The organism is Streptomyces sp. NPDC014864, assembly GCF_043081525.1.
In the GTDB taxonomy this organism is placed as follows: Bacteria; Actinomycetota; Actinomycetes; order Streptomycetales; family Streptomycetaceae; genus Streptomyces.
The window spans coordinates 22,218-48,390 of the sequence record NZ_JBIBWT010000002.1 but is presented as its reverse complement, the minus strand read 5'-3'; the positions used below and the strand labels follow the sequence as shown (position 1 = coordinate 48,390).

The window sequence follows — 26,173 nt, the reverse complement described above, 5'->3', positions numbered from 1 at the left end:
AAGCCTGGCGCGCCGGGGCCCGTTCGGCTTTCGGGCCGGTTCGGCCGAGCGGTGCGCCGCCGATGGTCGGGGCGGGGCCGTCGACGGGCCGGCCCTCGAAGCAGACGGCCACCAGGAGCACAGGTCCCGCCATGCCCCACCGGGGCCCGCCCCGCACTCCCTGGCCTCGGCCCAGCCATAAGGTGTGCTTATGACCTCATAGACCGGACCCGGATACCAACTTAGGTTTGCCTCAGTTTAGGGTTGCCGTCGAGTCGCCTGTCCTCGCTCGAAGGGAACCTCGCACATGTCCCGCCCCCTGCGGGTAGCCATCGTCGGAGCCGGCCCCGCCGGGATCTACGCCGCCGACGCCCTGCTCAAGTCCGACGTCGCCGCCGAGCCGGGCGTGTCCATCGACCTCTTCGAGCGGATGCCCGCCCCGTTCGGGCTGATCCGGTACGGCGTGGCGCCCGACCACCCCCGGATCAAGGGCATCGTCACGGCGCTGCACCAGGTGCTCGACAAGCCGCAGATCCGCCTCTTCGGCAACGTCGACTACCCGGCCGACATCAGCCTGGACGACCTGCGCGCCTTCTACGACGCGGTGATCTTCTCCACCGGCGCCACGGCCGACCGCGCGCTGCCGATACCCGGCATCGACCTCGACGGCTCCTACGGCGCCGCCGACTTCGTCTCCTGGTACGACGGGCACCCGGACGTGCCCCGGACCTGGCCGCTGGCGGCCGAGAAGGTCGCCGTCCTCGGCGTCGGCAACGTCGCCCTCGACGTGGCGCGCATCCTGGCCAAGACCGCGGACGAGCTGCTGCCGACCGAGATCCCGCCGAACGTGTACGACGGCCTGAAGGCGAACAAGGCGCTGGAGATCCACGTCTTCGGCCGCCGCGGCCCGGCGCAGGCGAAGTTCAGCCCCATGGAGCTGCGGGAGCTGGACCACTCCCCCAGCATCGAGGTCGTCGTCGACCCCGAGGACATCGACTACGACGCGGGCTCCGTCGAGACCCGGCGCGGCAACAAGCAGACCGACATGGTCGCCAAGACCCTGGAGAAATGGGCCATCCGCGACGTCGGCGACCGGCCCCACAAGCTGTTCCTGCACTTCTTCGAGTCGCCCACCGAGATCCTGGGCAAGGACGGGAAGGTGGTCGGGCTGCGCACCGAGCGCACCGCGCTCGACGGCACCGGCAACGTCAAGGGCACCGGCACCTTCAAGGACTGGGACGTCTCCGCGGTGTACCGCGCGGTGGGCTACCTGTCCGACGAGCTGCCCAAGCTGCCTTGGGACGCCGAGTCGGGCACGGTCCCGGACCGCGGCGGCCGGGTGGTCGAGGAGAGCGGGGAGCACCTGCGGTCCACGTACGTGACCGGCTGGATCCGGCGCGGTCCGGTGGGGCTGATCGGCCACACCAAGGGCGACGCCAACGAGACGGTCGCCAACCTCCTGGACGACTTCGCGGGCGGGCGTCTCCACACGCCCGCCTCGCCCGCGCCCGAGGCGGTCGACGCCTTTCTCGCCGAGCGCGGCGTCCGCTTCACCACCTGGGAGGGCTGGTACCGACTCGACGGCGCGGAGAAGGCGCTGGGCGAGCCGCAGGGCCGGGAGCGCGTGAAGATCGTCGAGCGCGAGGACATGCTCCGCGCGAGCGGCGCGTAGCCGCGAGCCCGGGCACAGCATCGCGGCCGGCGTACAAGGGTGCGTCCGGCGCACATGTTCCGTGGCGCCCGGCTGGGTCGGCGCGGCGGTGCCCGGCTGGGTCGGTGCGGCGGTGCGGCGGTGCGGCGGTGCGGGCGAACGGGGCGCACCCCGGTGCGGATGGTGGGCGGCCCCGTTCGGCGACCATTGTGGAAGCCGCGGCCGGAACGCGACACGTGTGCGCGGGCCCGGGCTCGGGCACCGGCCGCACACCCCGTGTGCGCTCCGCGCGCGACGTGCGGGCGCGCCCGGCGGGCACCGGGGAGGAAACCCGCGCCCGCCCGCCACGCGTGTTCGCGTGCTGCCGGGACACCCGCACTCCATGGGACTGCACCTTCCCGGACACCGGGACCACCTCAACGGCAAGGACACCGCACCCCGGGGCGAGACCGACGGGCGAGAGAGCGGCGAGGAGCGGGAGACGGAGCCAGCCGAGTTCGGGCCGGACGCCTCCGCGGAGCGCGACGCCCCCGACTCGCCGGTGGAGCTGCCCGGCCGCTCCTGGATGGCGGTGCTGCGCCGCGTGGTGCGGGAGTTCCAGGACGACGAGCTGAGCGACCGCGCCGCGGCCCTGACCTACTACGGGGTGCTGTCCCTGTTCCCGGCCCTGCTCGTGTTGGTCTCCCTGCTCGGCGTCGCCGGCAAGTCGGCCACCCATCAGGTGCTCGACAACCTGCAGAAACTCGCGCCGGGCTCGGCACGGGACATCATCGCGCGCGCGGTGGAGCAGCTGCAGAGCAACGCCGGCGTCGGCTCCGTGCTGGCGGTGGTGGGTCTGCTGGGCGCGCTGTGGTCGGCCTCCGGGTACGTCGCGGCGTTCATCCGCGCCGCGAACGTGGTCTACGACGTCCCGGAGGGGCGGCCGGTGTGGAAGGTGCTGCCGCTGCGGGTGGCCCTGACGGTGACCCTGATGGTGCTCGCCGTGGCCAGTTCCCTGATCGTCGTCTTCACGGGCACCCTCGCCCGGCAGGTCGGCTCGGCGCTCGGCATGGGGGACGCGGCGCTGACCGCGTGGTCCATCGCGAAGTGGCCGGTCCTGGTCGTCCTGGTCACGGTCATGATCGCGCTCCTGTACTGGGCCACGCCCAACGCCAAGGTCCGCGGCCTGAAGTGGATCACGCCGGGCAGCCTGCTCGCCCTGCTGATCTGGCTGGTCGCCTCGGCGGGCTTCGCCTTCTACGTGGCCAACTTCAGCTCGTACAACAAGACCTACGGCACCCTGGCCGGTGTCATCGTCTTCCTGGTGTGGCTGTGGGTCACCAACCTCGCCGTCCTGCTCGGCCTGGAGTTCGATGCGGAGATGGCGCGTCAGCGCGTGATCGACGGGGGCCACCCGGCCGACAGCGAGCCCTACGTGGAGCCGCGCGACACCCGCGCCTGGGACGAGCAGGACCAGCGGCGCATGGACGAGGACTGCTGAGCCCGCCCGTCCCGGCCCCGGGCCCGTCGACGGGACGGGGCGCGGTCCCCGCGCGGCGCGCCGACCCGGGTACGCGAACGAGCCGTGCCTCCTCCGGACGGAGGGTGCACGGCTCGTTCCTGTGCGCGGCGGTCCGGTGCCGGCGCGCACCGGACCGCCGCGGTCGGCCCTCAGGCGTTCATGCAGGCGTTGGCCCCGGCGGGGTTGAGCAGGCCGATCACGTCGATGGTGTTGCCGCACAGGTTCAGGCCGAGGTCGATGGGGACCTGGATGACGTTGCCGGACAGGATCCCGGGGCTGTCGGTGGCGGTCCCCGTCGCGCCGGCGTCCGCCGCCGCGGTGCCCGCGCAGGTCATCAGGGCCGCGCCCGCCAGAACCGCGGCGGCCGTCATTCTGATCCTCATGGAGAACTCCTGTCGTTCGAAGGGACACGTGGTTTCACCCTGTGGGCGTCCGGCGCGCTGCGACATCGCTGAGGGCCGAACGGAGTAGCGCCGTCAGCCGCGCCTGGCGCGGCCCACGCCGTTCGGAAATCCAGATAGGGCAAAATACGGTCAAATCAACCGGTTTCGAGAACCGCACCGTATCGCGACCGCCGTTGGCTGCGGCCCGCGCCACGCGGCCCGTGTCACCGGGTCGGCCGAGCGGCCGCGGACGCGCGCCCGGGGGAGGCCGTCCGGACCGGCCCGGCGGGAGCGGCCGTACCGGCCACGAACGTGTGGCGTGCCCGCCCCGCCCGACTCGCACCGACGTGTCTTCGCAATACTGGACACCCGCACTCCGCCCCCGTCCGCAGATTGACTCATGCCGAACTCTCCCTCCCCCCGTCCCGCCGCCCCCTCCACGGTCTGGCTGGCCCGCGGCCGTCATGCCGGACCGGCCGCGGAGGACGCCGTAGGACGGCGTCTGGAGAAGCTGAAGGCCGACGCGGTCCTCCAGGACCGCCTCGTACCCGAGGACGCCGGGGTCTCCGGCGAACTGGTCTTCGAGGCCCGCTGGCAGGCGCCACCGCGGGTGACCGTGCGGGCCCGGCTCACCCTCGCGCCCCCGGCCGTCCCGGACGGGGACCGGGAGTGGGTGCTCGTCGCGGAGGCCGAGCGGCCCTGGGACCCGCGCTGGCCGTCCCCCGCGGCCATGTTCTGGCCGCAGGACGACGACGCGGGGTGGAACCACGAGACCGTCGTCACGGGACTGCGGCTCGGGACCGTCAATCCCCTCCCGGACGACGACAAGGAACTGCGGCGCCTCCTGCGGCACGCCGTGCGGGACACCTGGAGCATCCACGTCGTCGTCCACGAGGCCATGACCCCCGACGAGCGCGGGCGTCTTCCCCTGGTGCGGCTGCTGCCCGAGGGCCTGCGCCACCGGGTCGTGGAGCACCGCGCCGCCCCGCACCGGCTCAGGGCGGTCAACTGGGCGCTGGAGGAGTTCGGGATCGAGGTGCCGCGCGGCGGTGCCCTCGTCCTGCCCGGCAGCCCGGCGGCATCCGGCTACGACCCGAGGGAGTTCTCCGTGCGCAGCGTCTTCCTGGACGGCACGGAGCAGGCGGAGCTGCTCAACGCGGTGACGCGGTTCGCCGCGCTGCCGCGGCCGCTGCCGGACGGCGGCGAGGCGGCGCTCACCGCGCTGCGGGAGCAGTGGCGCCTGACGACCGTCGAGGAGGAGCTCGCCCGGGCGCGCGAGCTCGTGGCCATGTACGAGGAGGCCCTGGAGGCCATGACGCGGTCCCGGGACCTGTACCGGGAGGCCGCCGAGCGTGCCAACGAGGCGCTCGCCGTCTACCGCGAGGCCGAGTCCGAGGGCGTCCTGTCACCGGCGCGGAAGCAGGCCCGCCCGCCCTTGGCCTCGCCCTTCCAGCAGCTGGCGCGCGGCTTCGAGCGTCTCAAGGACACCGCCCTGTCCCTGCGCCCGGCCGGCACCACACCGGCTCCGGACACGGAATCGGGCGGAGCCGGTCCGGCCGGGGCCGACTCCCCCGGGGCCTCCTCCGACGTGCCCGGCTCCCCCGCCCCCTCCGCGCCGGAGGGCTCGGGCTCCCCCGAGGCAGCCTCCCCGGCCGCCACCGCCCGGCGCGCGGCGGACTGAGCCGGCGGGCCACGCTCGGGGCGCGCCGGCTCAGTCGGCCGCCCCGCAGGGCGGCCCCGCCGCCGGACGGGCCGGCGGGGTCAGTCCGTGGGCCGGGGCGTGGGATGTCGCTCCGCCAGCTGCACCATCAGCAGCAGGGAGAGGGCGGCCAGGGAGGCGAGACAGGCGCACACCGCGGTGAGGCCCGCGCTCCAGGGCGGCGCCACCGTGATCGCCAGGGCCCGGCTCAACTCCGCCGAAGCGAAACGGCCTTCGAAGTACCCGGCCCCCGCCAGCACCGCCGGGACCACCGCCCCCGCCACCAGCGCGGTCACCCCGGCGCGCAGCGCCAGCAGCACCGCCAGGCACCCGCACAGGCCCGACGCGGCGAGGGTGACGCCGTAGACGAGGAGGGGCGCGCCCTCCCGGTGCAGCGGGAAGTAGGCGGCGCCGCAGACCACCAGGGCCGCCGCGGCCAGCCAACTGGGCCAGAAGACCAGCCGCCCCACCCGTCCGCCGGGACGGCCTTCCTCCGCTCCCCCGACACCGCCCACGGAGCAGGCGTCCTCAGCGGGGACCCGCAGGGCACCGGACCCCGGCGTCACCCGGCCGCCGGGATCCGGGCGCTCGGGGACGGGGGGCGGCGACTCCGGCATCGCGGGGACGGCGACGTACGACGGCGTACACGTCCGCATGGCGCCGGTGACCGGCATCATCCGGACGTCGAGCTCCGGGCTCTCCGGAACGGGGGGCGGCGTCTGCGGCATCGCGGGGACGTCTGCATACGACGTCCACGTCCGCAAGGCGCCGGGCCCCGGCATCACCGGGGCGTGCGGATCCGGGCTCCACGGGACAGGAGGGCTCGGCGTCTCCGGGGCGCAGAGGGCCGACGTCTCCGCTGTCGCGGCGCTGCCGGGAGCCGGCGTCCACGTCCGCAGGGTGCCGGGCCCCGGCATCACCGGGGCGTGCGGATCCGGGCTCCACGGGACGAGAGGGCTCGGCATCCCCGGGGCACAGGAAGGCGGCGCCTCCGGCGTCGCGGCCATGCCGGGATCCGGCACCGCCGGGGCTTCGGCGTGCCGCGTGCGCTCGTGCCGGTCCCGGGTCAGCCGGCCGATCAGGGCGACCAGTTCTTCGACGGGCCGGCCGGTGGCGGCCGCCCGGACCGCTTCCCGGCCGCAGTGCGGCCGCAGGGGCGCCCGGTGCAGCAGGGCCATCAGCCGGCTCACGTCCTCGACGCCCCGCCCCGCGACCGCCGCGTGGATCGCGTCGTCCGCGCTGTCGGCCGAGCGCGGCGGCCGGGTCAGCTCGGCGACCAGCCGGGCGACGTCCTCCACCGGCCGGTCCACCGCGGCCGCCCGCAGGACGTGGACGGCGGCGTCCGCGTACTCGGGGGACTCCTCCAGCAGAGTGACGAGCCGGACGACCTCCTCGACGGGGCGGTCGCCGACGGCGGCCCGCACCAGACCGAGGACCGGGTCGCCGTCGGCGGCCTCCGCCCCGGCCTCGCCGCAGCCGACGCTGCCGGAGGGCGACAGGGCCGGGTGGATCTCGTCGGTGAAGGCGATGACGGAAGGGTTCGCCTGGGGTGGGGAAGAACGGGTGGTCATCCTGGTCTCCATGGCAGGGGTGCGGCCGCCCCTGCGCCCCCGAAGGCGACACGCGTTCTACCCTGACCATTACTAAGGCCCCTCCGGACACCGCGCCACCCGGGTGTGGCGCGTGAGTGACCGCCCGGCCGGCGCACGGGTCGCACGGCTGTTCCCCCGTCAGGCGGTCATGGAGACGCGGCGGGCGGGAATCAGGAGAAGGACAGGGGTCGTCCCACCGCGCGGAAGGAGAGGGAGCGAACTGTGGACTCCACCACGAAGGTGCTCCTCGTCGCAGCGGTCCTCGCGGCGGCCGTGCTCGCCGTTGCCGTGATCCTCTTCGTCCGGCTGGTCCGCGCCCGGCGCGACCTGCGGCGCGCCGGGCTTCCCACGGGACCGCGCTGGGTGTTCTGGGGCGCCGTCCTCTACTTCCTGCTGCCGACCGACCTGTTGCCCGACCCGGTCTACCTGGACGACATCGGCGTCCTGCTGCTCGCCCTGCGCACGCTGCGCGGCCCGGCCGGCGAGCGGATGCCCGTACCGCTGCCCCGGCCGTGGCGCCGGACCGGGCATCGCGCGGGGCGCCGACCGGGGCTTTCGGGCCGTCAGAAAGGTCCGGACGCCGCCGATTACGCTCCGTAAGGAAACCAATCACCCGTTCGATTCGTATAAGTCTGGGAAAGCCGAATCGAAGTCAGCGGGCCAAGCGACGCCGCAAGGGTGACCACCGCTTGATCGCGGCTGCACCGACCAGGGAGAGACGATGCAACCGTTCGCGCTCAACTACGCACGTCCGGCAGTGGAATCGGAGACGAGCACTCCGTACGTCTACGACTCCGGACTGCAGTTGAACGTGCTCGCCGACGGCCGGATCGCCGCGTCCGACCACGCCCTCCTGAGGGAACTGGGCACCACCACGTCCACGGCGGGCTCCAAGACGCACTTCGACGACTGAACACGGCCGGCGACCATGACCGTACTGATCCTCACCGACGAGGAGGACGTGACGGCCGACATGGTGGTGGTGCACCTGAACTCCGCCTCGGTTCCGGTGGTCCGGCTCGATCCGGCCGATCTGACCGCGGGCGTCGCCCTCTCGGGCGAGTTCGTGCACGGCTCCTTCCGCGGCCATCTGTCGTCCGGGGGACGGCTGGTGAGCGTGAACGGCCTGCGCTCCGTCTGGATCCGCAGACCCGGAACGCCCGCCGCGCGGGCGGCCCAGCCCTCCGCCTGGCTCACCGAGGAGTCCGCGCAGGCCCTCTACGGCCTGCTCCGCGGCTGCGGCGCGCGCTGGATGAACCATCCCGACGCCGCCCAGCGGGCCCGCCACAAGCCGTGGCAGCTGCGGCACGCCCAGCACAGCGGTCTGCCCGTGCCCGCGACCCTCATCACGACCTTCCCACAGGCCGCGCGGGCCTTCGCGGAGCGCTTCCCTGACCTGGTGGTCAAGCCGGTCTCCGGCGCGCATCCGCAGGAGCCGCCCCGGGCGGTGCCGACCAGCCGGGTGGCGCCGGACACGGACTTCGGCGCCGTGGCCTACGGCCCCACCCTGCTGCAACGGCGGATCGCCAAGCGCGCCGACATCCGTTTGACCGTCGTCGGCGACAAGCTGATGGCGGCCCGTAAGGCGATGCCGGCTGACGCGGACCCCGACGAGGTGGACGTCCGTTTCGCCTCGTCGGCCACGCCGTGGCAGCCGGCCGAGGTCCCGCCCCGGCTGGCCCCGGCCGTTCACGCCTACATGCGTGGCGCCGAACTGGCCTACGGCGCCTTCGACTTCGCCGAGGACGCGGACGGGACCTGGTGGTTCCTGGAGTGCAACCAGTCCGGCCAGTTCGGCTTCGTCGAGGTGGAGACGGGCCAGCCGATCGCCCGCACCATCGCCGAGTGGCTGGCCTGCCCCGCCCCCCAGGAGCCCGAACACGTCAACGGCAGGCGGACCGTTGCTCCTTGACGTGACCGCCCCCGGCTCCCGAAGGTGCCCGGGGGACCGCGACCGGGGGGGCCGTGGCCGGTTCGCGACCGGCGCCCGTCGGCCGGGTCGGCACGCCGTGCCACGGAGAAGCCCCCGTCCCTCTCCCTCAGGGGGTCACACGGCCAGCGAAAGGCCGTCCCCGTCCGCGTCCGTCACGACGTCCGCGATGTCCCGCGGGGCGAGCAGCAGGGCGTCCGCCCTGCTGATGGCCTCGTCGATGCCGGTGGTGCCCATCATGACGCACAGGGTGTAACTGACGTCCTCCAGCTCCCGGGCCGTCTCGGCCCGCTCCCTCTCCGCCTGCGCGATCTTCAGCGATGCGTACCGAGTCAGCAACGTCCTGACGACCTTCGGGTCCGGAACCAGCACGGAGCGCCCCTCTCTCGATTTTTGCTCCGTATGCCCCAGGCACGCCGTGCCATGCACGGTGGCGGCCTCGCGGCACACGATTGACCAAATTCAGTCGTTTTCCGGTCGATCAGTCACCGATCGACCCCAGGGGCCCGTCGGTTCTCACCGACCGCGGTCCTCGGCCCTCCGTCGCGCCACCGCGCGGCGCTCCCCCGCGGTCATGCCGCCCCAGACACCGTCGTACTCGCTGTTGCGCAGGGCCCACGCCCTGCACTCGCGCAGCACGGGGCACCGGTGGCACACCGCGCGGGCGCGTTCTATCTGCCGTAGTGACAAACCGTTTTCCCCGAGCGGGAAGAACAGTTCGGGGTCCTCGAAGCGGCAGGCTCCGCGGTCCCGCCAGTTCATGGCCGGATCCCGGTCATGCCGGGGCCGGCCGTCAGCCGGATCCCGGTCATGCGGGGTCTGGCGTTCACCGCACGACGGGCCCGCCCGCCGTGCTCGCTCCATCGGGTCACACTCACCGGGTCCTCCGCAGAAAATTCGGCCCGTGTCCGGGCAGCTCCCGTCCGCGGCGGCAGGCCGCCGCACGACCCGGCAGAGGTATCCGCAATATAGGTGGTTTTCGGGCGATGAGCCAAGATTGGGGTGAGCGGCACGCAAGACGAGCACGGGAGGACAGAGCACGCATGAGACTCATCCCGACCGAAGACCTCACGCTGCGGGAGCGGCTCGGCAATAAGATCTTCGCGCGGGTGGCGGGTCCGGAGGGCCCCGCCCGGCGGGCCCGCGTCCACGGCAGCCCCGGCCCTCGCTGGTTCGGGACCGAGCGGCCCGTACGGAGGGTGCACGGCGACGCCTCGATGTTCATCGGGGGCCTGTCGGCGCTGCTGCTCCAGTCCCTGCACCCGCTCGCCATGGCGGCCGTGGCCGCGCACTCCGGCTACCGGGGCGACCCCTGGGGCCGGCTGCAGCGCACCAGCGCCTTCCTGGCGGAGACCACCTACGGCCCCGCCGACCGCGCCCGGGAGGCCTGTGGGCGGGTCCGCGCCGCACACGACTCGGTGCGGGGCACCACCGCGGAGGGACGGCCCTACCACGCCGCCGACCCCCACCTGCTGTGCTGGGTGCACATCGCGGAGGTCGACAGCTTCCTCCGGGCCCACCAGCGCTACGGGGCCCACCCGCTGGACGACGTGGGCTGCGACGCGTACGTGGCGGACATGGCGCGCATCGCCGCCGCGCTCGGCGTGCCCGACCCTCCCACGGACCGCGCGGAGCTGGCCGGGCGGATGGCGGCCTACCGGGGCGAACTGCGGGCGACCGCCGAGGCCCGCGGCGCGGCACGCTTCCTGCTGCTGAACCCGCCCGTGCCGCTCCTGGCCCGCGTGCCGTACGGGGTGATCGCCGCCAACGCCGTCTCGCTCCTGCCCGTCTGGGCCTCGCGCGCGCTGTGGCTGCCCCGGGTGCCGCCTGCCGAGAGCCTGTGCGTCCGGCCGCTCGGCACCGCCGTGACCCGCGGCCTCCGCTGGGCCCTGACGCCCCCGGCGCCGACGGCCTAGCCCCGGGGGCCGTGGAGCACACCGGGCGGCCTGCCCGGCGTGCACGGTGCGACGGCCGCCCCGGCCGGAACGATCGCCGCGGGCCGGGCCCGGGGTTCACTCCGCGAGGGCGTCGGCCAGCTCCGTCGTGGCCCGGGCGATCTCCGCGTCCTCCTCGGCCCGCAGGACCGTCAGCGCACCGCTGCGGGCCCGAACGGCCTGGCGCGCCCGCCGCTCCCACACCACGGGGTTCTCCGAGTGGTTGAGCAGCTTGGGGTAGACGGCGGCGACGCTCTCCCACTGCCGGGCGCCGGCGATGCTCCGGAGCAGCCGGATGATCTGCGCCCGGCAGGTCACACGGGGCAGCTGGGCCAGCTCCCACAGGAACGGCACCGTGGCGGCGGTGGCCTGTTCCACGACGAAGCCGTACTGGCAGATGCGTTTTTTCAGATCGTCCAGCGCGGCCCGGGCGGTCTCCGCGTCGCCCCAGGCCATGCTGGTGAGCAGCAGGGGTACGGCGGCGGCGGACCCGGTGGAGTCCTTGATGTCGCGCCAGGGCACCTGGCCCAGCGCCGCGAGGGGGGCCGTCCTGGCCACCCCGCCGGCCGGCGTGGCGTGGTCGGTGCGCTGTGTACTCGGCTGCTCCGTCGGTGCGGTGCGCATGGCGTGGGGCCTTTCCGCGGCGGTCATGAGGGGGCGGGGAGGGTGGGCAGCTTCGCCCAGACGGTCTTGCCGGTCGGAGGGTGCGGGGCCCAGCCCCATTCCTCCGCCAGGGCGTCGACTATGCACAGGCCCCGCCCGTGTTCCGCGAGGTCGGAGCCGGACACGGGAGCGGGGACGGCACGGCTGTCGCAGGGGTCGTGGACGCTGAGCACCAGGTGAGCGTCTTCGAGGACGAGACGGAGCCACACGTCCGCCGCCCCCGCGGGGGTCCAGGGCACCGCGTGGGTCGCGGCGTTGGCGGCGAGTTCGGTCACGACGAGGGTGGCGTCGTCCGCGCGGTGCTCGAGCGACCAGCTCCGCAGCGTGGCCCGGGTGAACTCCCGAACCCGGGCGAACCCCTCCCGGCCGCACTCGATCCGCAGCGTGGCGGACTCGAGTGCGACCTCGACGCCGTTCGACTCCCCCGACGACGTCGCGCTCAGGATGGCGGCCGCCCCGCCCCGGGCGCGGCGGTCGGGGACGGCCGGCTCGCCCGTCCACGACGCGACTGCGCTCCACGTTCCGAGCTCTTGGCTCGCAGGTGAGGGCACGGCATCTCCCTGATGCGACGTCACCGAACGGCGCCAGCACGGGGGTTGACGCCACGGCTATTATCCACGCTGACAGCGCTCGCGTGCAATTGCACGAGAAATTTCTCGCGAAAGTGCGCGGGAGGAGAGGGTCCGCCGAGTGGCGGCCGCGCCCCTCCCGATGCGGCGGGCACGTCGCACGAACGAACGGGAACAGCAAGGAGACTGCGGTGGTGCCACCAGTGCGGAACGGAGTGCGGGCCAGTTCGCTGGACGCCCGCTGGATCAAGAGCCGGCACAGCAACGCCGAGGGCAACTGCGTGGAGGTGGCCACTCTGGTCGACGGAGGCATCGCCGTGCGCAATTCCCGTGACCCGGACGGCCCCGCGCTGGTCTACACCCCGGCGGAGGTGCGCGCCTTCCTGGCGGGTGCCAAGGAGGGCGAGTTCGACCATCTGCTGTGAAGCGGAGGGCGGATGCCGACTTGCGAGCGGATGCGTTCCGTGGCGGACCGGTGCGATAGTGTAACCCTCAAGTCTGCCGGTCTACTGGGAGCCAGGATGTCCGCCGAGTCGCATCGCCTCTCCCGTCTCGAACCCTATCTGGACCGGTCCGAGCCGGCTCCGACTCTGCTGAAGCTGCTGGTCGGAGTCCAGCTGGCGGGCTTTCGCGAGGATGCCGCCCTGTCCCAGGACCAGGCGGCGCGCGCCCTGGGGTTCAGCGCGGCGAAGCTCTCGCGCATCGAATCGGGCAAGGGCCGCCGGCCGCCGGTGGAGACCGACGTCCGCGCGCTGTTGGAGCTGTACGGCACGGACGAGTACGAGTCCTCCGTCCTCCTCAAGCTGCTGCAGCGGGCCGGCGAGCCCGGCTGGTGGCAGCGCTACGACAAGCGGCTGATGCCCGAGTGGTTCGACCGTCTGGTCGGCCTGCAGGAAGCGGCCGCGGCGATCCGTACCTTCGAGATCCAGTACGTTCCCGGCCTGCTGCAGACCGCCGACTACACCCGGGCGGTGGTGGAGCGCGGTCTGCCGACGGCGTCCGCAGGCGAGGTGCAGCGCCGGGTCGAACTGCGCATGCGCCGGGCGCAGTTGCTGATGCGCTCCGACGCCCCGCAGCTGTGGGCGGTCATCGACGAGTCCGTCCTGCTGCGGGTCCTGGGCAGTCGTGACGTGATGCGGGGGCAGCTCGCGCACCTCGTCGAGATGGCACAGCGGCCCAACGTGACCGTGCAGATCATCCCCTTGGACGTGACCAACGCCTCCGCGCCAGCCATCCCGATCACGTATCTCCGCTTCGGCGGTCTCGATCTCCCGGACGTCGTCTACCTGGAGCACATCAGGAGCGCCAACTTCCTGGAGGACCGCGACGAGACGGAGGAGTACCGGATCGCGCTGGACCGGCTGGCCGACGAGGCGCTGACGCCGCAGGAGTCGGTGGCGTTGCTGCGCAGGACGATCGAGGAGCGCTACTCCGTTTCGTGAGCGCCAGACGTCCCCCGGCACGGAGCCGCCCCTCGCGGCAGCACCGTCGGTGGCCCGGAGGGACGTTCCGCTGTCGCCGTACCGCTGTCCGGTGCGCTAGCGGATCACGCCGATGCCACCGAACTCGACCCACTCATAGGTGAGCTGACGGGGCGCCACCTCGGTGTCGGGCCGCCAGGTGGACACCTCCACCAGCCCTGGTTCGAGGAGTTCGAGGCCCTCGAACCACTCGGCGACGTCCTTCTCCTGCCGCACCCTGCCCCAGTGGCCCTGGGTGGCCTGGTCCATGAAGTTGGTGACGAACTCGCGCACCTCGGGGTCGTCGCTGACCAGTTGGCACATCAGCATCACGCTGCCGGGCACGAGTCGTTCGCGGACGCGCTCGACGACCGCGAGGGGCCCGTCGGTGTCGCTGTCCGGGATGCAGTGGAAGACCGAGTTGAACAGGACGGCCACCGGCTGGTCGAAGTCGATCAGGCGCTCGGTGTCGGGGTGCGAGAAGATCTCGTCGGTCTGCCGCAGGTCGGCGTGGATGACGGCGGTGCGCTCGTCCTGCTGAAGCAGGGCGCGGCCGTGCACCAGCACCATCGGGTCGTTGTCCACGTAGACCACATGGGTCGTGGGGTCGATGCGCTGGGCGACCTGATGGACGTTGTCCTGGGTGGGCAGCCCCGACCCGTGGTCGAGGAACTGCCGGATCCCGAACTCCTGCGACAGGGTGCGCACGGCCCGCTGCAGGAAGCGCCGGTTGTTCAGGGCGAGCCGGCGGGTGCTGGGGACCACCTTGTCGAGCTGCTCGCACGCCGCGCGGTCGGCGGCGTAGTTGTCCCTCCCACCCAAGTAGTGGTCGTACATGCGCGCGGCCGTCGGCACGCTCTCGTCGATCTTCGTGGACAGCCGGTTCTCCGCGTGCATCGATCCCCCAGAATCGCCGATTCCAGCGCGCCAACTGGGCTGGCACGACTGAGAGTACATCCTAGGGAACCCTCATTCGGCCGAACCGGCCCACGAACGAAGGACACTTCGACGAGGGACGCCCGGGCCCTCACGGCAGCCGGAACAGCACCACAACCCCCACACCGCCACCCCTGTCATCACAGTTTCTTCACGCTCGGGGCCCCATCAACGGCGCCGCACGGAGCACCCGATTCTTGTTCCGGCCGAGGGGATGTCGTGCTCGTCTGTATCGCTTGTCTGCTGCTTCCGTTCCTGTCCGTTCTGCTGCTGGTCATGGACCGCATCGAGGAGCGCGTGTTCGCTTCCGCCCCGGTGCGTCGCCGTCATGCCGCCCACCGCAGGCATCTGCGTCTGATCCCGGGCGGCCGCGGGAGCGACGGGGCCGACGAGGCCCCGGCCGCCACCGGGACGGAGGACGCCTCCGCGGCGCGGGGGCCCCGCGCCGCCTGAGCCCGGGCCGCCGGCCGTCGCCCTCGGCGGCGGCCCTGCCCGTCGCCCCCGGGGTGTGCCACGCTCGGTCACGACCGGCCCGCGGGGCCCGGTCGTGACCTTGTTCGACACAGCGGAGAGGCAGCGGCATGCGCATCGGACTGCTCGGCACCGGCCCCTGGGCACGGATGGTCCACGCCCCGGCCCTGAGCGGGCACGGCGAAGTGGAGTTCGCCGGTGTATGGGGGCGCCGCACGGCCGCCGCCAAGGAACTCGCCGGACAGCACGGCACTCGGGCCTACGACGACGTCGACGCGCTGCTGGCAGAGGTGGACGCCGTCGCCGTCGCGCTCCCGCCCGACGTTCAGGCCGACCTGGCGGTGCGGGCCGCCCGGGCCGGGCGCCATCTGCTGCTCGACAAGCCCCTGGCCGCGACCGTGCCGAAGGCACGCGCCGTCGTCGAGGCCGTCCGCGAGGCCGCAGTCGCGTCGGTGGTCTTCTTCACCGCCCGCTTCCAGCCCGGGCCGGAGGCCTGGATCGCCGAACAGGCGGACCGCGACGGCTGGTTCACGGCGCGGGCGCAGTGGCTCGGCGCGGTGTTCACCGGGGACAGCCCGTTCGCGGAGTCACCGTGGCGGCGGGAGAAGGGCGCCCTGTGGGACGTGGGTCCGCACGCCCTGTCGGTGCTGCTGCCGGTGCTGGGCGACGTGCGGCGCGTGACGGCGGCCGCCCACGGCCCCGGGGACACGGTGCATGTGGTGCTCGACCACGTCGGCGACGCGTCGAGCACCCTGACCCTGAGCCTCACCGCTCCCCCGGCGGCGGCCGGCGCCACCGTGGAACTGCGGGGCGAGGCCGGGGTGGCACTCCTTCCGGAGAGCTCCACGGGCGCGCTCCCCGCCTTCCGGCGGGCGACGGACGCCCTGCTGGCCGCCGCCCGTACCGGGCGTCCCCACCCGTGCGACGCGGCGTTCGGCCTGCGGGTCACCGAGATACTCGCGGCGGCCGAGGCCCTGCTGACGGACCGCACCGACTGAGGACGTCCGCCGCCGCGCGGGCCGGCGGCGGTCCCGCCGGCGGCCGGGGCGGGTGGCGGACACGCGTGTGGCCGGGCTGACGAGTGCAGCCCGGCCACAGGAGCCCGTTCGCCCGGTGCCCGATGGATGCGGGCGGCGGGCGCGGTCACGCACCTCAGGCGTGCCGGTGGGAGCGCCGGTTGCCCGTGAGCATCCGGTACAGCACGAGGAGGATCAGCGAGCCGACGATCGCAGCGATCCAGGTCGACAGGTCGAAGAATCCGTCGATCGAGTCGACGCCGAAGATGACCTTGCCGAGCCAACCGCCGAGCAGACCGCCCGCGATGCCGATCAGCATGGTGATGATGATGCCGCCCGGGTCCTTGCCCGGGAGGAGCAGCTTGGCGATGGCACCGGCCAGCAGGCCGATCAGTATCCAGGCGATGATGCCCACTTCTCCTCCATGGTTCGTCGAAAGTGCGTGCGCTTTTCGTTGCGCGCCTTTATCGGATGCACACAGCGGGCGAAGACAAACCTGCAAGACGGATTTACGCCGACCGACGCCGATGCCGAGCCGGTGGCCCGGGGCCCCGGCCGCCCGGGCCCGGGACGGGAGGCCGAGCGGGGCTCGGCGTGCGGGAGGCGTTCCGGCGTAGCAGCGTGGTGGTGTGCGAAAGGCTTCCGGGGTGCTGCCCCGCCGGGACCCCGACCCCGCCCGGCGGGGCTGGTTGCGGGGCGCGCCGCCCCCGCGGTGGGTCCGGGCGCTGCCCGTCGCACTGGCCGTGACGGTGTGCGCGGTCACGCTCGTCAGTCCCGATCCGCTCGACATCGGCTTCGTGCTGGGCGCGATCCCGCCCCTGGCGGTGCTGTCGTACGGGCCGCTGGGCACCGCGCTGCTGGGCGGCCTGGTGATCGTCGTGTTCAATGTGCCGGCGCTCCATCTGAACCACCCCGGCAACACCGACCTGGAGACCATCGGTTTCGTCGCCGTACTGAGCATCTTCGTGTCGTACGTCCGCAGTCGCCGGGACGCACAGCTGGACCTGGAGCGCGCGGTGGCCGAGGCGGCGCAGCGCGCCGTGGTCCCACCGGTGCCGGAGCTGGTCGGACCGGTGCGCTGCGCGGGTCTGTACCGGGCCGCGCAGCGCGGGACGCTGGTGGGCGGCGACTTCTTCGACGTGCGCCGCGGTTCCCAGGGGGTGCGGGCGGTCATGGGCGACGTGCAGGGGCACGGCCTGGTGGCGGTGTCCACCGTCGCCTCGCTGCTGGGGGCCTTCCGGGAGGCGGTCCTCGACCGGCCGGACCTGTCGGCGGTCGCGGCGGCCCTGGACCGCCGGCTGGTGGCGGACGTGGAGGAGAACCGGCACCCGGAGCTGTTCGCGACCGCCGTACTGCTGGAGTTCTCCGGAGACGGGCAGGCGGTGCGGGTGGTGAGCTGCGGGCATCCGCCGCCCGTGCTGCTGCGCGACGGGAAGGCCACCGAGGTCGAGGTCGCGCCGTGGACCCCGCTCGGTCTCGGACTGTCCGACGGCGTGCCGCGGCAGGACGGCCACAGCGTGCTGCTGCGTCCGGGGGACGTCCTGTTCCTGTCGTCGGACGGGGTCACCGAGGCGCGGGACGCGAGGGGCGCGTTCTATCCCCTGCTCGACAGGCTGCCCCGGCTGGCGGACGCCGATCCGGCCGTGCTGGCCGACCGTGTGCTGGCCGACCTTCTCGCGCACTCCGGCACGGTCCGCGACGACGTGACGATGCTCGTCCTCGCACCCCGGCCGCCGGACGGCGGCGAACCGGGGCCGTGACGGCCTGCGGACCGCCCGGGGCCGCAGCCCCCCTGAGGACGGCGGCGGGTCAGCCGACGTCCCAGAGGAACCGGTGGGTGTGGATGCCGAAGTAGGGGAACGACTGGACGTGCCGGACGCCCTCGACGGGGCGCACCACGTCGTTGACGAAGTCCAGGAGGTCCCGCGGTCCCGGGGTGACCACCTCGACGAACAGGTCGAAGCCGCCGGAGGTCAGGACCGAGTAGACGACCTCGGCGCGCCGGGCGAGTTCGTCGGCGACCTCGCGCGGGTCGCCGTCCACGGCGATGCCGAGCAGCGCCATCGCCTGCCCGCCCATGGCCATCGGATCCGTCACCCCGACCACCTGCACGGTCCTGCTGTCGAGCAGGCGCTGGAGCCGCTGGCGGGCCGCGGACGCGGACAGGCCGACCTTGGGTCCGAGGTCCGCGTAGGCGATGCGCCCGTCGGTCTGCAGTTCGCGCAGGATGGCCCGGTCGATCTCGTCCACGTGTGTCGTTCTCCCTCTGCGGCGGCTGCCCGTCAGCCTAGGTCCTGTCGTCGGACTCCCGTCGTCCGCCCGCACGGCAGGCGGGAGTTCGGCGACGGGGCCCGACGGCTCCGCTCAGCCGTTCAGTTCGGCCAGGGCATCGGCGAAGAGCCCGGTGTGCGCGTCGACGTCCTGCTCGGTGGTGTCGGGGCACATCAGGGCCATGTTGTGGAACGGGGTGAGCAGGATGCCCCGGTTGGCCAGGTAGAGGTGGAGGAAGTCCTCCAGTTCGGCGTCCGCGGCGGCCTCCGACTCGGTGCCGGTGCGCGGCGCCGGGTCGGCGAAGCGGTACTCGGTCCGGGCGCCGAGCCGGCTCACCGACCACGGCAGCGCGTGGGCGTCGATGCCCGCCCGCACTCCGGCCTCGAACCGCTCGGACAGCTTCGCCATGCGGGCGAACGCCTCATCGGTGAGCACGTGCTCCAGCGTGGCCCGCATCGCGGCCACCGAGAGCGCGTTGCCCGCCAGGGTGCCGCCGACACCGCCCATGTCGACCAGGTCCAGGTCGGCGCGGCCGAGGAGGCGGTCCGCGAGGTCGGCGGACAGGCCGTAGGCGCCCGCCGGGATGCCGCCGCCGATCGCCTTCCCGATGGTCAGCAGATCCGGCTCCAGGTCCCAGGCCGCGGTGCAGCCGCCCGGTCCGGCGGAGAACGTGTGCGTCTCGTCGTTGATGAGGAGGGTCCCGTACTGCCGCGTCAGCTCGCGCACGCCGGCCAGGTAGCCCGGCTCGGGCAGCACGATGCCGATGTTGGTCAGCGCCGGCTCCATCAGTACGGCGGCGACGTCCCCGTGGGCGAGTTCGCGCTCCAGCCGCTCCAGGTCGTTGAACTCCGCGACCCGGCTGGTCAGGGTGACGTCGCAGGGTGCGCCGACGTTGCCGGGACGGGCGGTGCCGTGACCGTCCGGGCCGACGACGATGAGCGACTCGTCGACGCTGCCGTGGTAGCAGTAGCTGTTGACCAGGATCTTCGGGCGGCCGGTGACCGCGCGGGCGAGGCGGATCGCCCAGCGGTTGGCGTCCGTCGCCGTGAGCGAGAAGCTCCAGCGCGCGAGCCCGAAGCGCCGGGTCAGTTCGGCGCCGACCCACTCGGCGTCCTCGGTGGGCAGCATCGCGGTCGCTCCCCCGGCCTCGGCGTACCGGTGCCGTACGGCGTCGGCCACGGCCGCGGGCGAGTGGCCCGCCATGGCGGCGGTGTCCCCGAGGCAGAAGTCGATGTACTCGTGCCCGTCGATGTCGGTGATCCGGGCTCCCCGGGCGCTGTCCAGGTAGCGCGGGAAGGCGCCGGCGGACTTGTTCATCCAGGTCATGGGCACCCGGCCGAAGAGGTGCTCGGCCCGGTCATATGCGGCCTTCGACCGGGGGTTGCGCCGCTCGGCCTCGGCGGCCTCGCGGGCGAGCAGCTGGTGCAGGCGGGTGCGGTCCATGGGGTGTCCCGGAAGGGTCGGCAGCAGGGAGATGCCACTGATCGTACGATCGAAATCGTCGATAGAGCAAGGATCTGCTTCAGATTCAATCGTCGCAACAATCGATTCACGCGTTGCTGCTCGATGGGACGGTCGCGCCCCTCCCCCCGGGTCGTCGAACGCGGCGCCGGATCTCGAACGCCCTGGACGGAAGCGCCAGGCCGCGCCACCCCTTCCGACGCATAGAAATATCTACCAACATGCATATGCCGGTTCGGCGTGCGGCCGAGAGGCGCACGCCCGCCCGGCCTATTCCTGCCCTCACCGAACGCCGGGCCGACGAACCGACTGACGGACTGACGGACGGACCGACAGACGGCCCGACGGAACCGACGGGCCACATAGGAGCGGACATGACCCGTGCGGGGTGGACGGACGGCGTGGAGTGGCTGGCGGCGGCAGCACTGGATCCCCGGGCGTGCAAACGGGCGTGGGACCAGGGAGACGGCATCGCGCTGCTGGAGGCCGGCCGCTTCTGGGATGTGCTGAGCGTGCCGGACCGGCTGGGACTGCTGACCCTGGACCTCCTCTGGCGTTTCACACTGCCGGCCCCCGGGCCGACGCTGGTGGACACGGCCGCCCACCGGGTCGGCTTCCTGCTGCCTCCGGACCCGGCGGACCGGTGGATCGGGTCCGGGGTGCGCCATGCGACCAGGGGCTCCTGGGTCGCCATGCCCCCGCCCTACCGGCCCGCCCGCTCCCTGGAGTGGCTGATCCCGCCCGACGGCAGCGGCTCCCTGCATCAGCCCCTGGCCCTGGAGATGGCACTGCGCCAGGCGAGCGGAACCCTCTCCACCCTGACGCCCCTGCGCGGCGAGTGAGGCGACGGCCGCCCGGGGTCGGGACGGCGGGCCGGTCGACCTTCCTGCCGGGACATCAACTCTGCCTGTTCGCATGGCAATTCAGACACTCGGCACAGAAGGAAAGGTCAACCAGCGCCTTGCACATAGAAGTTCGCGTCGACCGCGCGAGAGCGGCCAACGGCTGCGTGTACTGTGCTGCGAGCGCCTCACCCGAAGAGCCGCGGACTCAGCCCGACCGATGCCTTGTGGGACCTATTCCATGATCCAGTTACCGGACCTGGTGGCCGGTGGTCTCGCCGCCGGAACGCTGTCCGCGTTCGCGCTCGGCGCCGCCCTGCTGCGCTCCCGCCGCCGGCAGGCGTCCCACCGGGAGCAGCTCGGCGTACTGCGCGCCCAACTCGACGACATCGAGGGGGCGTTGACCGCCGAGGTCGCGCACCTCGCCGCCCAGCGGATCCCGGCCGCCGCCCGGCAGTCGGCCCATCCGCACGTCACCGTGCCCGGACCGCTGCGGCCGCAGCTCGCCGGAACGCCGTTCGGCACCGCACTGGCCGACGCGCTGGGCGCGCTGGACGCCGAGCTGGGCGCCCAGCGCATCCGGATCGACGCCGCGGCACAGGCGGGGATGCGGGGCGCGACCCGGGAGATCCAGGCCGCCCTGTACCGGCTGCAGGACGCCCTTCGCGGGCTGCAACAGCGCTACGACGAACCGGAGTTGGCACAGACCCTGTTCGCGCTGGACCACGAGAACGAGCAGTCGCTGCGTCGGGCGCAGGTCGCGGCGGTGGTGTGCGGGGCGTGGGTCGGCCTGGCCCGGGAGGAGTCGCACCTGGTGGACGCGGTGACCGGTGGCCAGGCACGGCTGGCCGGTTACCACCGGGTGCGGGTCAACAACCACCTCGCGGCGGGCACCGCCCTCGTCTCCCACGCCGTCGAGCCCGTCGCCATCATCGTCGCCGAACTCCTGGACAACGCCCTGCGGCACTCGTCGCCGGACACCGACGTCGTCGTCGATCTCGAACACGTCCACCACGGCGTCTGCGTCACGGTCGACGACGCCGGGCTCGGCATGACGCAGGAGGAACGGGCCCGTGCCCAGCGGCTGGTGGCCGGGACCGACCCGATCCTGCTGACCGAGCTGGGCGATCCGCCCCGCATGGGGTTCGCCGCGATCGGTCAGCTGACCCGGCAGTTCGACCTCGGCGTCGACGTCTCCTCGCCCTCTCCCTACGGAGGTGTGCGGGCGGTCCTGCGGATCGACAGCCATCTGCTCAGCCGTATCGACCCGGAGCAGCGGCCACCGGCGGCGAGCGCACCGCGTTCCACCCGCCGGACCGGGGCACCGGACGGTACCACCACCGCGGGCGCCGCCGGAACGGTGCACTCCCGCGGCACGGAGCGGGAGGACGGGGCGCGTTCCGGCACGCCGGAACAGCACACGCCGCCCGAGGGCGCGGGCGGCCTGCCGCAACGGCGCCGCCGGACCCGGACCGCCTCCCCGGCGGCCGGGACCAAGCGGCCCGCCGCCCCGGCGACCGGCTCCGCCGCTCCGCGGCCCGCCGCGCGCCGCCCGGAGGTGGCCGCGGCCGCGCTCGGCGCCCTGCAGTCGGGTACCGCCGCCGCGCGCTCCGGCGACGCCGTCGCCGAACCCGGGCCCCGCACCGGGCCCCGGCCCGGTCCCGTACCGGAGCGCGGACAGGACGGCGAAGCGGCGCCCGCCACCGGTCCGGCCGGCCGGAACCCTCGCACCGAGCGGCCCGACCGTACCGATCACACCGAAGACGCCGACCACGCCGATCGGACGATCGGGCACACGACCGACCACGAAGGGGGAGCGGCTCGATGACCAGTCGCGAGGCAGGCGACACGGCATGGGTGCTGGACCCGATCCTGCAGGTGCCGCATGTCGTGGCCGCCGTTCTGCTCACCCGGGACGGACTCGCCACCGGGTACACCGACGCGCTCTCCCAGCCCTCGGCCGAGCGGGTGGCCGCCATCACCAGCACCGTGCAGGGCGCGTGCCGTACGGCCGCCGCCGCTTTCGCCGACCGGGACCGGTCCGAGGTGCGGCAGGTGGTGATCGAGTCGGACCACGGCTACGTCCTGATCGTCCCGACCGACCACGGCACCTGTGTCGCCGCGTACGGGGACCCGGAGGTGCGCCTGGACCTGCTGGCGCACCGCGTCCACTCCCAGGTGGCGCGGCTGGGCGAGAAGGCGATGGCGGCCGCGCCCCGAGAGGCCGACGGCGGCGCGCCGGCATGACCGGCCGTCGCGGCGGCCGTCCTCTCGTCCCCGCGTACCTGTCCACCGGGGGTGTGGCCCGGCCCAGCCGGCCGCACCTGGAACGGCTGTCGGTGCTCACCCGGGCCGGCGGGCCCCCGCCCGCAGGTCTGCCGGCCGCCCAACTCGCCCTGCTCGACGTCCTGGACGGCGGCTCGCTGACGGTGGTGGAGGCGGCGGCCCTGCTCGAGTTGCCGGTCTGTGCCGTCCGTGTCCTGGCCGGCGACCTGATCGACCGTGACCTGGTGCTGGCCCGCGAGCCGGTCCCGCCCGCCGAACGGTTCGCCCCCGACCTGCTGAAGAGAGTCGCCGATGGCCTCCGCGCCCTCAAGCACTAGCGGCATCCACCTGCCCGACACCGCCCGCGACCTGGTGAAGATCCTCGTCACGGGCCCCTTCGGGGTGGGCAAGACGACGCTCATCGACTCGGTCTCCGAGATCCGCCCGCTGCACACCGAGGAGCAGCTCTCCGAGGCGTCCGCCGGGGTGGACGACCTCGCCGGGGTGCGGGAGAAGTCGACGACGACGGTGGCGATCGACTTCGGGCGGATCAGTCTGCCGGGCGGGATCGTCCTCTATCTGTTCGGCACGCCCGGGCAGGAGCGGTTCCGCTCCCTGTGGGACGACATCGCCCACGGGGCGCTCGGCGCCCTCGTCCTGGTCGACGGCCGGCGCGTCGACGCGTCGTTCGACGTGCTCGGCCTGGTGGAGGAGAGCGGTCTGCCGTACGCGGTGGCCTTCAACGCCTTCCCCGACGCGCCGCGCCACCACACCGAGGCGCAGTTGCGGGCGGCCCTGGACCTGGAGCCGGGCACCCCCCTGGTGACCTGCGACGCCCGGGACACCAACTCCTCGGTCGAGGCGCTGCTCGCCCTCGTCCAGCACCTGATCGAACGCCACCCCGGGGAGCGCCGGTGACCACCTCCTCCCCCGCCGAGCGGGCCTTCTCCCTCTCCGCACCGGTGCGGCTGTGGGAGGACGGCTTCGCGCTGGACCCGTACCGCTACTACGCGGCGCTGCGCGCCCAGGGCCCCATCGGCTGGGGCGAGTTGGCGCCGGGTGTGCCCGCGTACGTGGTCACCGACCGGCGGGCCGCGCTGGACCTGCTGCACGACACGGAGACGTTCTCGCACGATTCCCGGCCGTGGGAGGCCACCGTCGCGGACGACTCCCCGATCCTCGGCATGATGCGCTGGCGGCCCAACACCCTGTGGGCCGACGGGGCCGCCCACGTCCGCTACCGCACCTCGCTGATCGACACCTTCGACCGGGTCGAGCCGCACGACCTGCGGGCCCGGGTGCACCGGGCGGTGCACCTGCTGGTGGGGCGGATCGGTCCGCGGGGCGAGGCCGATCTGGTGACCGACTTCGCCCGGCCGCTGATGGCGCTGGTGTTCAACAGTCTGTTCGGGCTGCCGGACAGCCAGAGCGAGCGGCTGAACGCGGCGCTGGGCAAGATGATGGAGGGCGGCGCCCAGGCGGCCGAGGGCGAGGAGGAGTTCGGCGGATACGTGCTGGGGCTGATCGCCGCCAAGGCGGAGCGGCGCGGGGACGACCTGCCGAGCTGGCTGCTGGACCACCCGGCGCGGCTCAGCCCCGAGGAGGTGACCTGGCAGGTGTTCCTCACCCTCGGCGCGGGCCACGAGCCCACCGCCAACCTGGTGTCCAACGCGCTGTCCCGCGTCCTCGGCAACCCGGAGTACTACTCCACCCTCACCAGCGGCGCCCGCCCGGTGATGGACGCCGTGGTGGAGGTGCTGCGCCACGAGACACCGCTGGCGAACTACGGCGTCCACTTCGCGCGCCGGGCGCTGACCTTCCACGGCGTGTGGATCAGGGCCGCGGTCCCGATGGTCGTCTCCTACGGGGCCCTCGGCCACTTCGCCGAGGAGGAGGTCACCGGGGCCCGCCACCCGAACGACGCCTCGCACCTGTCCTGGTCCGCGGGCCCGCACGCCTGCCCGGTCAAGCAGCACACGCTGCTCATCGCCACGGAGGCCGTCGAGCGGCTCACCCAGTGGCTGCCCGACCTGGAGCCGGTGCTGCCCCGCGAGCGGCTGACGTGGCGCCCGGGCCCCTTCCACCGCTCCCTAACGTCCCTGCCCGTCCGGTTCAGCCCCCGCTCCCCCGACCAGCCAGGAGAGTCGCCGTGACCGTGACCGACCGAATCGCCCTCGACCCGTTCGGCGCCGACATCCCCGCCGAGTGCGCCCGGCTGCGCGCCCTCGGCCCGGTGGTGCCCGTGGAGCTGCCCGGCGGCATTCCGGCCTGGGCGCCCACCGACCACGCCACCCTCAAGGGCCTGATCCTCGACCCGCGGGTCAGCAGGGACCCGCGGCGGCACTGGAAGCTCTGGCCGGAGGTCGGCGCGCACCCGTCGTGGGGCTGGATCCTCGGCTGGGTGGGTGTGTTGAACATGCTCTCCACCTACGGATCCGACCACGCGCGGCTGCGCAAGCTGGTCGCGCCGAGCTTCACCCACCGGCGCACCGAGGCGATGCGGCCCCGGGTGGAGGCGATCACGGCGGAGCTGCTGGACGCCGTGGCGGCCGCCGGCGCCGGCGGGCAGGTGGTGGACCTGCGGGCGCGTTTCGCGCATCCGCTGCCGATGCGGATGATCTGCGAACTGTTCGGGGTGCCGGACGCGCTGCGGGAGGACACCGCGCGGCTGGTCGCCGCCATCATGGACACCTCCGACCCGACCCCGGAGCACGCCGCGTTCGTGCAGCGGCAGATCGGCACCGTGCTGGGCGCGCTCATGGCCCACAAGCGGGAGCACCCCGGCGACGACATGACGACCGAGCTGATCCGGGTGCGGGACGAGGACGGCGACCGGCTCAGCGACGAGGAGCTGCTCTACACGCTGCTTCTGGTGATCGGCGCCGGCTTCGAGACCACGGTCAACCTCATCGGCAACGCGATCGTCGCCCTGCTGCGCGACCCGGAGCAGCTGGCGAGGGTACGCGGCGGGGAGACCGGCTGGGACGCCGTCGTGGAGGAGACGCTGCGCGTGCACCCCTCGCTCGCCTCCCTGCCGCTGCGGTTCGCGGTGAGCGACCTGACCGTCGGGGACGTGACGATCCCGGCGGGCGACGCGATCATCACGACCTACGCGGCGGCGGGCCTCGATCCCGCGCACTACGGGCCGGACGCCGACGTGTTCGACGCCGGGCGGGGGGCCGACGACCATCTCGCGTTCGGGATCGGCGTGCACCGGTGCATCGGCTCCCCGCTCGCCCGGATGGAGGCCCTGACCGCGCTGCCCGCCCTCTTCGACCGCTTCCCTGACCTCCGGCTGGCCGTCGGGGCGGACGAGTTGCGGCAGGTGCCGTCCTTCATCGCCTTCGGCTGGCAGGAGGTGCCGGTGCGGCCGGCGGGCTGAGCACCGCGCCGGACCACGGGCGCCGGGCGCGGCGCCGCACCGCCCGGTGGGCCGTCGGCCCCGGGCGGCGACGCCCCGTCGCTCCGGCGGAGGCCGGACCGGTCCCCCGTTCCGGTCCTGCCTCCGCTCGCGCGCGCCGCGCTCGGCGCGGCGGCGCGTCGAACCTAC

At 73.6% G+C, this 26,173-nt stretch carries 29 protein-coding genes; 19 read left to right on the top strand and 10 right to left on the bottom strand.

Annotation, left to right across the window (positions count from 1 at the left end; all coding sequences use genetic code 11):
* Positions 1 to 286: 286 nt before the first annotated feature.
* Positions 287 to 1,651, top strand: a complete 1,365-nt coding sequence (locus tag ACF1A5_RS04125) for an FAD-dependent oxidoreductase (protein ID WP_392191260.1) — start codon at positions 287 to 289, stop codon at positions 1,649 to 1,651.
* A gap of 361 nt (positions 1,652 to 2,012) precedes the next feature.
* A complete protein-coding gene (locus ACF1A5_RS04120; RefSeq protein WP_392191259.1) occupies positions 2,013 to 3,110 on the top strand; it encodes a YihY/virulence factor BrkB family protein in 1,098 nt (365 codons plus the stop codon).
* Between the two features lie 170 nt (positions 3,111 to 3,280).
* Here ACF1A5_RS04120 and ACF1A5_RS04115 read toward each other — a convergent pair whose 3' ends face one another.
* Positions 3,281 to 3,514: a chaplin gene (locus ACF1A5_RS04115; protein ID WP_392191258.1), complete on the bottom strand. Its 234-nt coding sequence runs from the start codon at positions 3,512 to 3,514 to the stop codon at positions 3,281 to 3,283.
* A gap of 400 nt (positions 3,515 to 3,914) precedes the next feature.
* Between ACF1A5_RS04115 and ACF1A5_RS04110 the strand changes: the two genes are divergently transcribed.
* Positions 3,915 to 5,195, top strand: coding sequence for a hypothetical protein (locus ACF1A5_RS04110; RefSeq protein WP_392191257.1), 1,281 nt, complete (start codon positions 3,915 to 3,917; stop codon positions 5,193 to 5,195).
* 80 nt (positions 5,196 to 5,275) lie between these two features.
* Here ACF1A5_RS04110 and ACF1A5_RS04105 read toward each other — a convergent pair whose 3' ends face one another.
* Positions 5,276 to 6,784: a hypothetical protein gene (locus ACF1A5_RS04105; protein WP_392191256.1), complete on the bottom strand. Its 1,509-nt coding sequence runs from the start codon at positions 6,782 to 6,784 to the stop codon at positions 5,276 to 5,278.
* 243 nt (positions 6,785 to 7,027) lie between these two features.
* On the opposite strand from ACF1A5_RS04105, the gene ACF1A5_RS04100 reads away from it, so the two are divergent.
* The 3 genes from ACF1A5_RS04100 (at position 7,028) to tgmB (ending at position 8,717) form a co-directional block, all read left to right on the top strand.
* A complete protein-coding gene (locus ACF1A5_RS04100) occupies positions 7,028 to 7,405 on the top strand; it encodes a YkvA family protein (RefSeq protein ID WP_392191255.1) in 378 nt (125 codons plus the stop codon).
* Positions 7,406 to 7,526: 121 nt separating this feature from the next.
* Positions 7,527 to 7,718, top strand: a complete 192-nt coding sequence (tgmA, locus tag ACF1A5_RS04095) for a putative ATP-grasp-modified RiPP (RefSeq protein ID WP_356193500.1) — start codon at positions 7,527 to 7,529, stop codon at positions 7,716 to 7,718.
* Between the two features lie 15 nt (positions 7,719 to 7,733).
* Positions 7,734 to 8,717: an ATP-grasp ribosomal peptide maturase gene (tgmB, locus tag ACF1A5_RS04090; RefSeq protein WP_392191254.1), complete on the top strand. Its 984-nt coding sequence runs from the start codon at positions 7,734 to 7,736 to the stop codon at positions 8,715 to 8,717.
* A gap of 135 nt (positions 8,718 to 8,852) precedes the next feature.
* Here the strand turns inward: tgmB and ACF1A5_RS04085 are convergent, their stop codons facing one another.
* A complete protein-coding gene (locus tag ACF1A5_RS04085) occupies positions 8,853 to 9,107 on the bottom strand; it encodes a DUF5133 domain-containing protein (protein WP_392191253.1) in 255 nt (84 codons plus the stop codon).
* A gap of 144 nt (positions 9,108 to 9,251) precedes the next feature.
* On the bottom strand, positions 9,252 to 9,497 hold the full coding sequence (locus ACF1A5_RS04080) for a WhiB family transcriptional regulator (protein WP_356193508.1): 246 nt from the start codon (positions 9,495 to 9,497) through the stop codon (positions 9,252 to 9,254).
* Positions 9,498 to 9,778: 281 nt separating this feature from the next.
* Here ACF1A5_RS04080 and ACF1A5_RS04075 point away from each other — a divergent pair, with 281 nt between their 5' ends.
* A complete protein-coding gene (locus ACF1A5_RS04075; protein ID WP_392191252.1) occupies positions 9,779 to 10,651 on the top strand; it encodes an oxygenase MpaB family protein in 873 nt (290 codons plus the stop codon).
* A 96-nt stretch (positions 10,652 to 10,747) separates the two neighbouring features.
* On the opposite strand, the gene ACF1A5_RS04070 is transcribed toward ACF1A5_RS04075, so the two are convergent.
* Both ACF1A5_RS04070 and ACF1A5_RS04065 read right to left on the bottom strand, forming a co-directional pair.
* Positions 10,748 to 11,293, bottom strand: coding sequence for a hypothetical protein (locus tag ACF1A5_RS04070; RefSeq protein ID WP_392191251.1), 546 nt, complete (start codon positions 11,291 to 11,293; stop codon positions 10,748 to 10,750).
* Between the two features lie 23 nt (positions 11,294 to 11,316).
* Positions 11,317 to 11,883 (bottom strand): ATP-binding protein, encoded by a 567-nt coding sequence (locus ACF1A5_RS04065; RefSeq protein ID WP_392191250.1) that lies wholly within the window; start codon positions 11,881 to 11,883, stop codon positions 11,317 to 11,319.
* A gap of 212 nt (positions 11,884 to 12,095) precedes the next feature.
* On the opposite strand from ACF1A5_RS04065, the gene ACF1A5_RS04060 reads away from it, so the two are divergent.
* Complete coding sequence (locus tag ACF1A5_RS04060; RefSeq protein ID WP_356193584.1) at positions 12,096 to 12,326, top strand: DUF397 domain-containing protein; 231 nt, start codon at positions 12,096 to 12,098, stop codon at positions 12,324 to 12,326.
* Positions 12,327 to 12,422: 96 nt separating this feature from the next.
* A complete protein-coding gene (locus ACF1A5_RS04055) occupies positions 12,423 to 13,343 on the top strand; it encodes a helix-turn-helix domain-containing protein (RefSeq protein ID WP_392191249.1) in 921 nt (306 codons plus the stop codon).
* Between the two features lie 96 nt (positions 13,344 to 13,439).
* Here the strand turns inward: ACF1A5_RS04055 and ACF1A5_RS04050 are convergent, their stop codons facing one another.
* Positions 13,440 to 14,258, bottom strand: a complete 819-nt coding sequence (locus ACF1A5_RS04050; RefSeq protein ID WP_392191248.1) for an SAM-dependent methyltransferase — start codon at positions 14,256 to 14,258, stop codon at positions 13,440 to 13,442.
* A 258-nt stretch (positions 14,259 to 14,516) separates the two neighbouring features.
* On the opposite strand from ACF1A5_RS04050, the gene ACF1A5_RS04045 reads away from it, so the two are divergent.
* Together ACF1A5_RS04045 and ACF1A5_RS04040 are read left to right on the top strand one after the other, a co-directional pair.
* Positions 14,517 to 14,750, top strand: coding sequence for a hypothetical protein (locus ACF1A5_RS04045; protein ID WP_392191247.1), 234 nt, complete (start codon positions 14,517 to 14,519; stop codon positions 14,748 to 14,750).
* Between the two features lie 128 nt (positions 14,751 to 14,878).
* The gene (locus ACF1A5_RS04040) at positions 14,879 to 15,766 is read left to right on the top strand and encodes a Gfo/Idh/MocA family protein (RefSeq protein WP_392191246.1); all 888 of its coding nucleotides are present in this window, start codon (positions 14,879 to 14,881) and stop codon (positions 15,764 to 15,766) included.
* 154 nt (positions 15,767 to 15,920) lie between these two features.
* Here ACF1A5_RS04040 and ACF1A5_RS04035 read toward each other — a convergent pair whose 3' ends face one another.
* A complete protein-coding gene (locus ACF1A5_RS04035) occupies positions 15,921 to 16,199 on the bottom strand; it encodes a GlsB/YeaQ/YmgE family stress response membrane protein (protein WP_356193528.1) in 279 nt (92 codons plus the stop codon).
* 214 nt (positions 16,200 to 16,413) lie between these two features.
* On the opposite strand from ACF1A5_RS04035, the gene ACF1A5_RS04030 reads away from it, so the two are divergent.
* Positions 16,414 to 17,544, top strand: a complete 1,131-nt coding sequence (locus ACF1A5_RS04030) for a PP2C family protein-serine/threonine phosphatase (RefSeq protein WP_392191245.1) — start codon at positions 16,414 to 16,416, stop codon at positions 17,542 to 17,544.
* Positions 17,545 to 17,593: 49 nt separating this feature from the next.
* Here the strand turns inward: ACF1A5_RS04030 and ACF1A5_RS04025 are convergent, their stop codons facing one another.
* Entirely contained in the window at positions 17,594 to 18,034 is a 441-nt protein-coding gene (locus tag ACF1A5_RS04025; RefSeq protein WP_392191244.1) for an Lrp/AsnC family transcriptional regulator, read from the bottom strand.
* A gap of 114 nt (positions 18,035 to 18,148) precedes the next feature.
* Positions 18,149 to 19,498, bottom strand: a complete 1,350-nt coding sequence (locus tag ACF1A5_RS04020) for a transaminase (protein ID WP_392191243.1) — start codon at positions 19,496 to 19,498, stop codon at positions 18,149 to 18,151.
* Positions 19,499 to 19,890: 392 nt separating this feature from the next.
* Between ACF1A5_RS04020 and ACF1A5_RS04015 the strand changes: the two genes are divergently transcribed.
* The 7 genes from ACF1A5_RS04015 to ACF1A5_RS03985 all read left to right on the top strand — a co-directional run bounded on the left by ACF1A5_RS04015 (position 19,891) and on the right by ACF1A5_RS03985 (position 26,005).
* Complete coding sequence (locus tag ACF1A5_RS04015) at positions 19,891 to 20,358, top strand: hypothetical protein (RefSeq protein ID WP_392191242.1); 468 nt, start codon at positions 19,891 to 19,893, stop codon at positions 20,356 to 20,358.
* A gap of 241 nt (positions 20,359 to 20,599) precedes the next feature.
* Positions 20,600 to 22,186, top strand: coding sequence for an ATP-binding protein (locus tag ACF1A5_RS04010; protein WP_392191241.1), 1,587 nt, complete (start codon positions 20,600 to 20,602; stop codon positions 22,184 to 22,186).
* A complete protein-coding gene (locus ACF1A5_RS04005) occupies positions 22,183 to 22,605 on the top strand; it encodes a roadblock/LC7 domain-containing protein (RefSeq protein WP_392191240.1) in 423 nt (140 codons plus the stop codon). The genes ACF1A5_RS04010 and ACF1A5_RS04005 overlap by 4 nt, the downstream gene beginning before the upstream one ends.
* The gene (locus ACF1A5_RS04000) at positions 22,602 to 22,961 is read left to right on the top strand and encodes a DUF742 domain-containing protein (RefSeq protein WP_392191239.1); all 360 of its coding nucleotides are present in this window, start codon (positions 22,602 to 22,604) and stop codon (positions 22,959 to 22,961) included. The genes ACF1A5_RS04005 and ACF1A5_RS04000 overlap by 4 nt, the downstream gene beginning before the upstream one ends.
* Complete coding sequence (locus tag ACF1A5_RS03995; RefSeq protein WP_392191238.1) at positions 22,936 to 23,541, top strand: ATP/GTP-binding protein; 606 nt, start codon at positions 22,936 to 22,938, stop codon at positions 23,539 to 23,541. The genes ACF1A5_RS04000 and ACF1A5_RS03995 overlap by 26 nt, the downstream gene beginning before the upstream one ends.
* Positions 23,538 to 24,776 carry a cytochrome P450 gene (locus ACF1A5_RS03990; RefSeq protein ID WP_392191237.1) on the top strand — a complete coding sequence of 413 codons (1,239 nt, stop codon included), beginning with the start codon at positions 23,538 to 23,540 and terminating at the stop codon, positions 24,774 to 24,776. The genes ACF1A5_RS03995 and ACF1A5_RS03990 overlap by 4 nt, the downstream gene beginning before the upstream one ends.
* On the top strand, positions 24,773 to 26,005 hold the full coding sequence (locus ACF1A5_RS03985) for a cytochrome P450 (protein WP_392191236.1): 1,233 nt from the start codon (positions 24,773 to 24,775) through the stop codon (positions 26,003 to 26,005). Before ACF1A5_RS03990 ends, ACF1A5_RS03985 begins: the two co-directional genes overlap by 4 nt.
* The last annotated feature ends 168 nt before the right edge of the window (positions 26,006 to 26,173 follow it).

Bases quoted from the DNA above. Each gene is read 5' to 3' on its own strand.
- ACF1A5_RS04000 (WP_392191239.1), top strand. From the start codon at position 22,602: ATGACCGGCCGTCGCGGCGGCCGTCCTCTCGTCCCCGCGTACCTGTCC.
- ACF1A5_RS04120 (WP_392191259.1), top strand. From the start codon at position 2,013: ATGGGACTGCACCTTCCCGGACACCGGGACCACCTCAACGGCAAGGAC.
- ACF1A5_RS04005 (WP_392191240.1), top strand. From the start codon at position 22,183: ATGACCAGTCGCGAGGCAGGCGACACGGCATGGGTGCTGGACCCGATC.
- ACF1A5_RS04080 (WP_356193508.1), bottom strand. From the start codon at position 9,497: ATGAACTGGCGGGACCGCGGAGCCTGCCGCTTCGAGGACCCCGAACTG.
- ACF1A5_RS04115 (WP_392191258.1), bottom strand. From the start codon at position 3,514: ATGAGGATCAGAATGACGGCCGCCGCGGTTCTGGCGGGCGCGGCCCTG.
- ACF1A5_RS04070 (WP_392191251.1), bottom strand. From the start codon at position 11,293: ATGCGCACCGCACCGACGGAGCAGCCGAGTACACAGCGCACCGACCAC.
- ACF1A5_RS04105 (WP_392191256.1), bottom strand. From the start codon at position 6,784: ATGACCACCCGTTCTTCCCCACCCCAGGCGAACCCTTCCGTCATCGCC.
- ACF1A5_RS04010 (WP_392191241.1), top strand. From the start codon at position 20,600: ATGATCCAGTTACCGGACCTGGTGGCCGGTGGTCTCGCCGCCGGAACG.
- ACF1A5_RS04125 (WP_392191260.1), top strand. From the start codon at position 287: ATGTCCCGCCCCCTGCGGGTAGCCATCGTCGGAGCCGGCCCCGCCGGG.
- ACF1A5_RS04020 (WP_392191243.1), bottom strand. From the start codon at position 19,498: ATGGACCGCACCCGCCTGCACCAGCTGCTCGCCCGCGAGGCCGCCGAG.
- ACF1A5_RS04015 (WP_392191242.1), top strand. From the start codon at position 19,891: ATGACCCGTGCGGGGTGGACGGACGGCGTGGAGTGGCTGGCGGCGGCA.
- ACF1A5_RS04040 (WP_392191246.1), top strand. From the start codon at position 14,879: ATGCGCATCGGACTGCTCGGCACCGGCCCCTGGGCACGGATGGTCCAC.
- tgmB (WP_392191254.1), top strand. From the start codon at position 7,734: ATGACCGTACTGATCCTCACCGACGAGGAGGACGTGACGGCCGACATG.
- tgmA (WP_356193500.1), top strand. From the start codon at position 7,527: ATGCAACCGTTCGCGCTCAACTACGCACGTCCGGCAGTGGAATCGGAG.
- ACF1A5_RS04075 (WP_392191252.1), top strand. From the start codon at position 9,779: ATGAGACTCATCCCGACCGAAGACCTCACGCTGCGGGAGCGGCTCGGC.
- ACF1A5_RS04055 (WP_392191249.1), top strand. From the start codon at position 12,423: ATGTCCGCCGAGTCGCATCGCCTCTCCCGTCTCGAACCCTATCTGGAC.
- ACF1A5_RS04050 (WP_392191248.1), bottom strand. From the start codon at position 14,258: ATGCACGCGGAGAACCGGCTGTCCACGAAGATCGACGAGAGCGTGCCG.
- ACF1A5_RS04110 (WP_392191257.1), top strand. From the start codon at position 3,915: ATGCCGAACTCTCCCTCCCCCCGTCCCGCCGCCCCCTCCACGGTCTGG.
- ACF1A5_RS03995 (WP_392191238.1), top strand. From the start codon at position 22,936: ATGGCCTCCGCGCCCTCAAGCACTAGCGGCATCCACCTGCCCGACACC.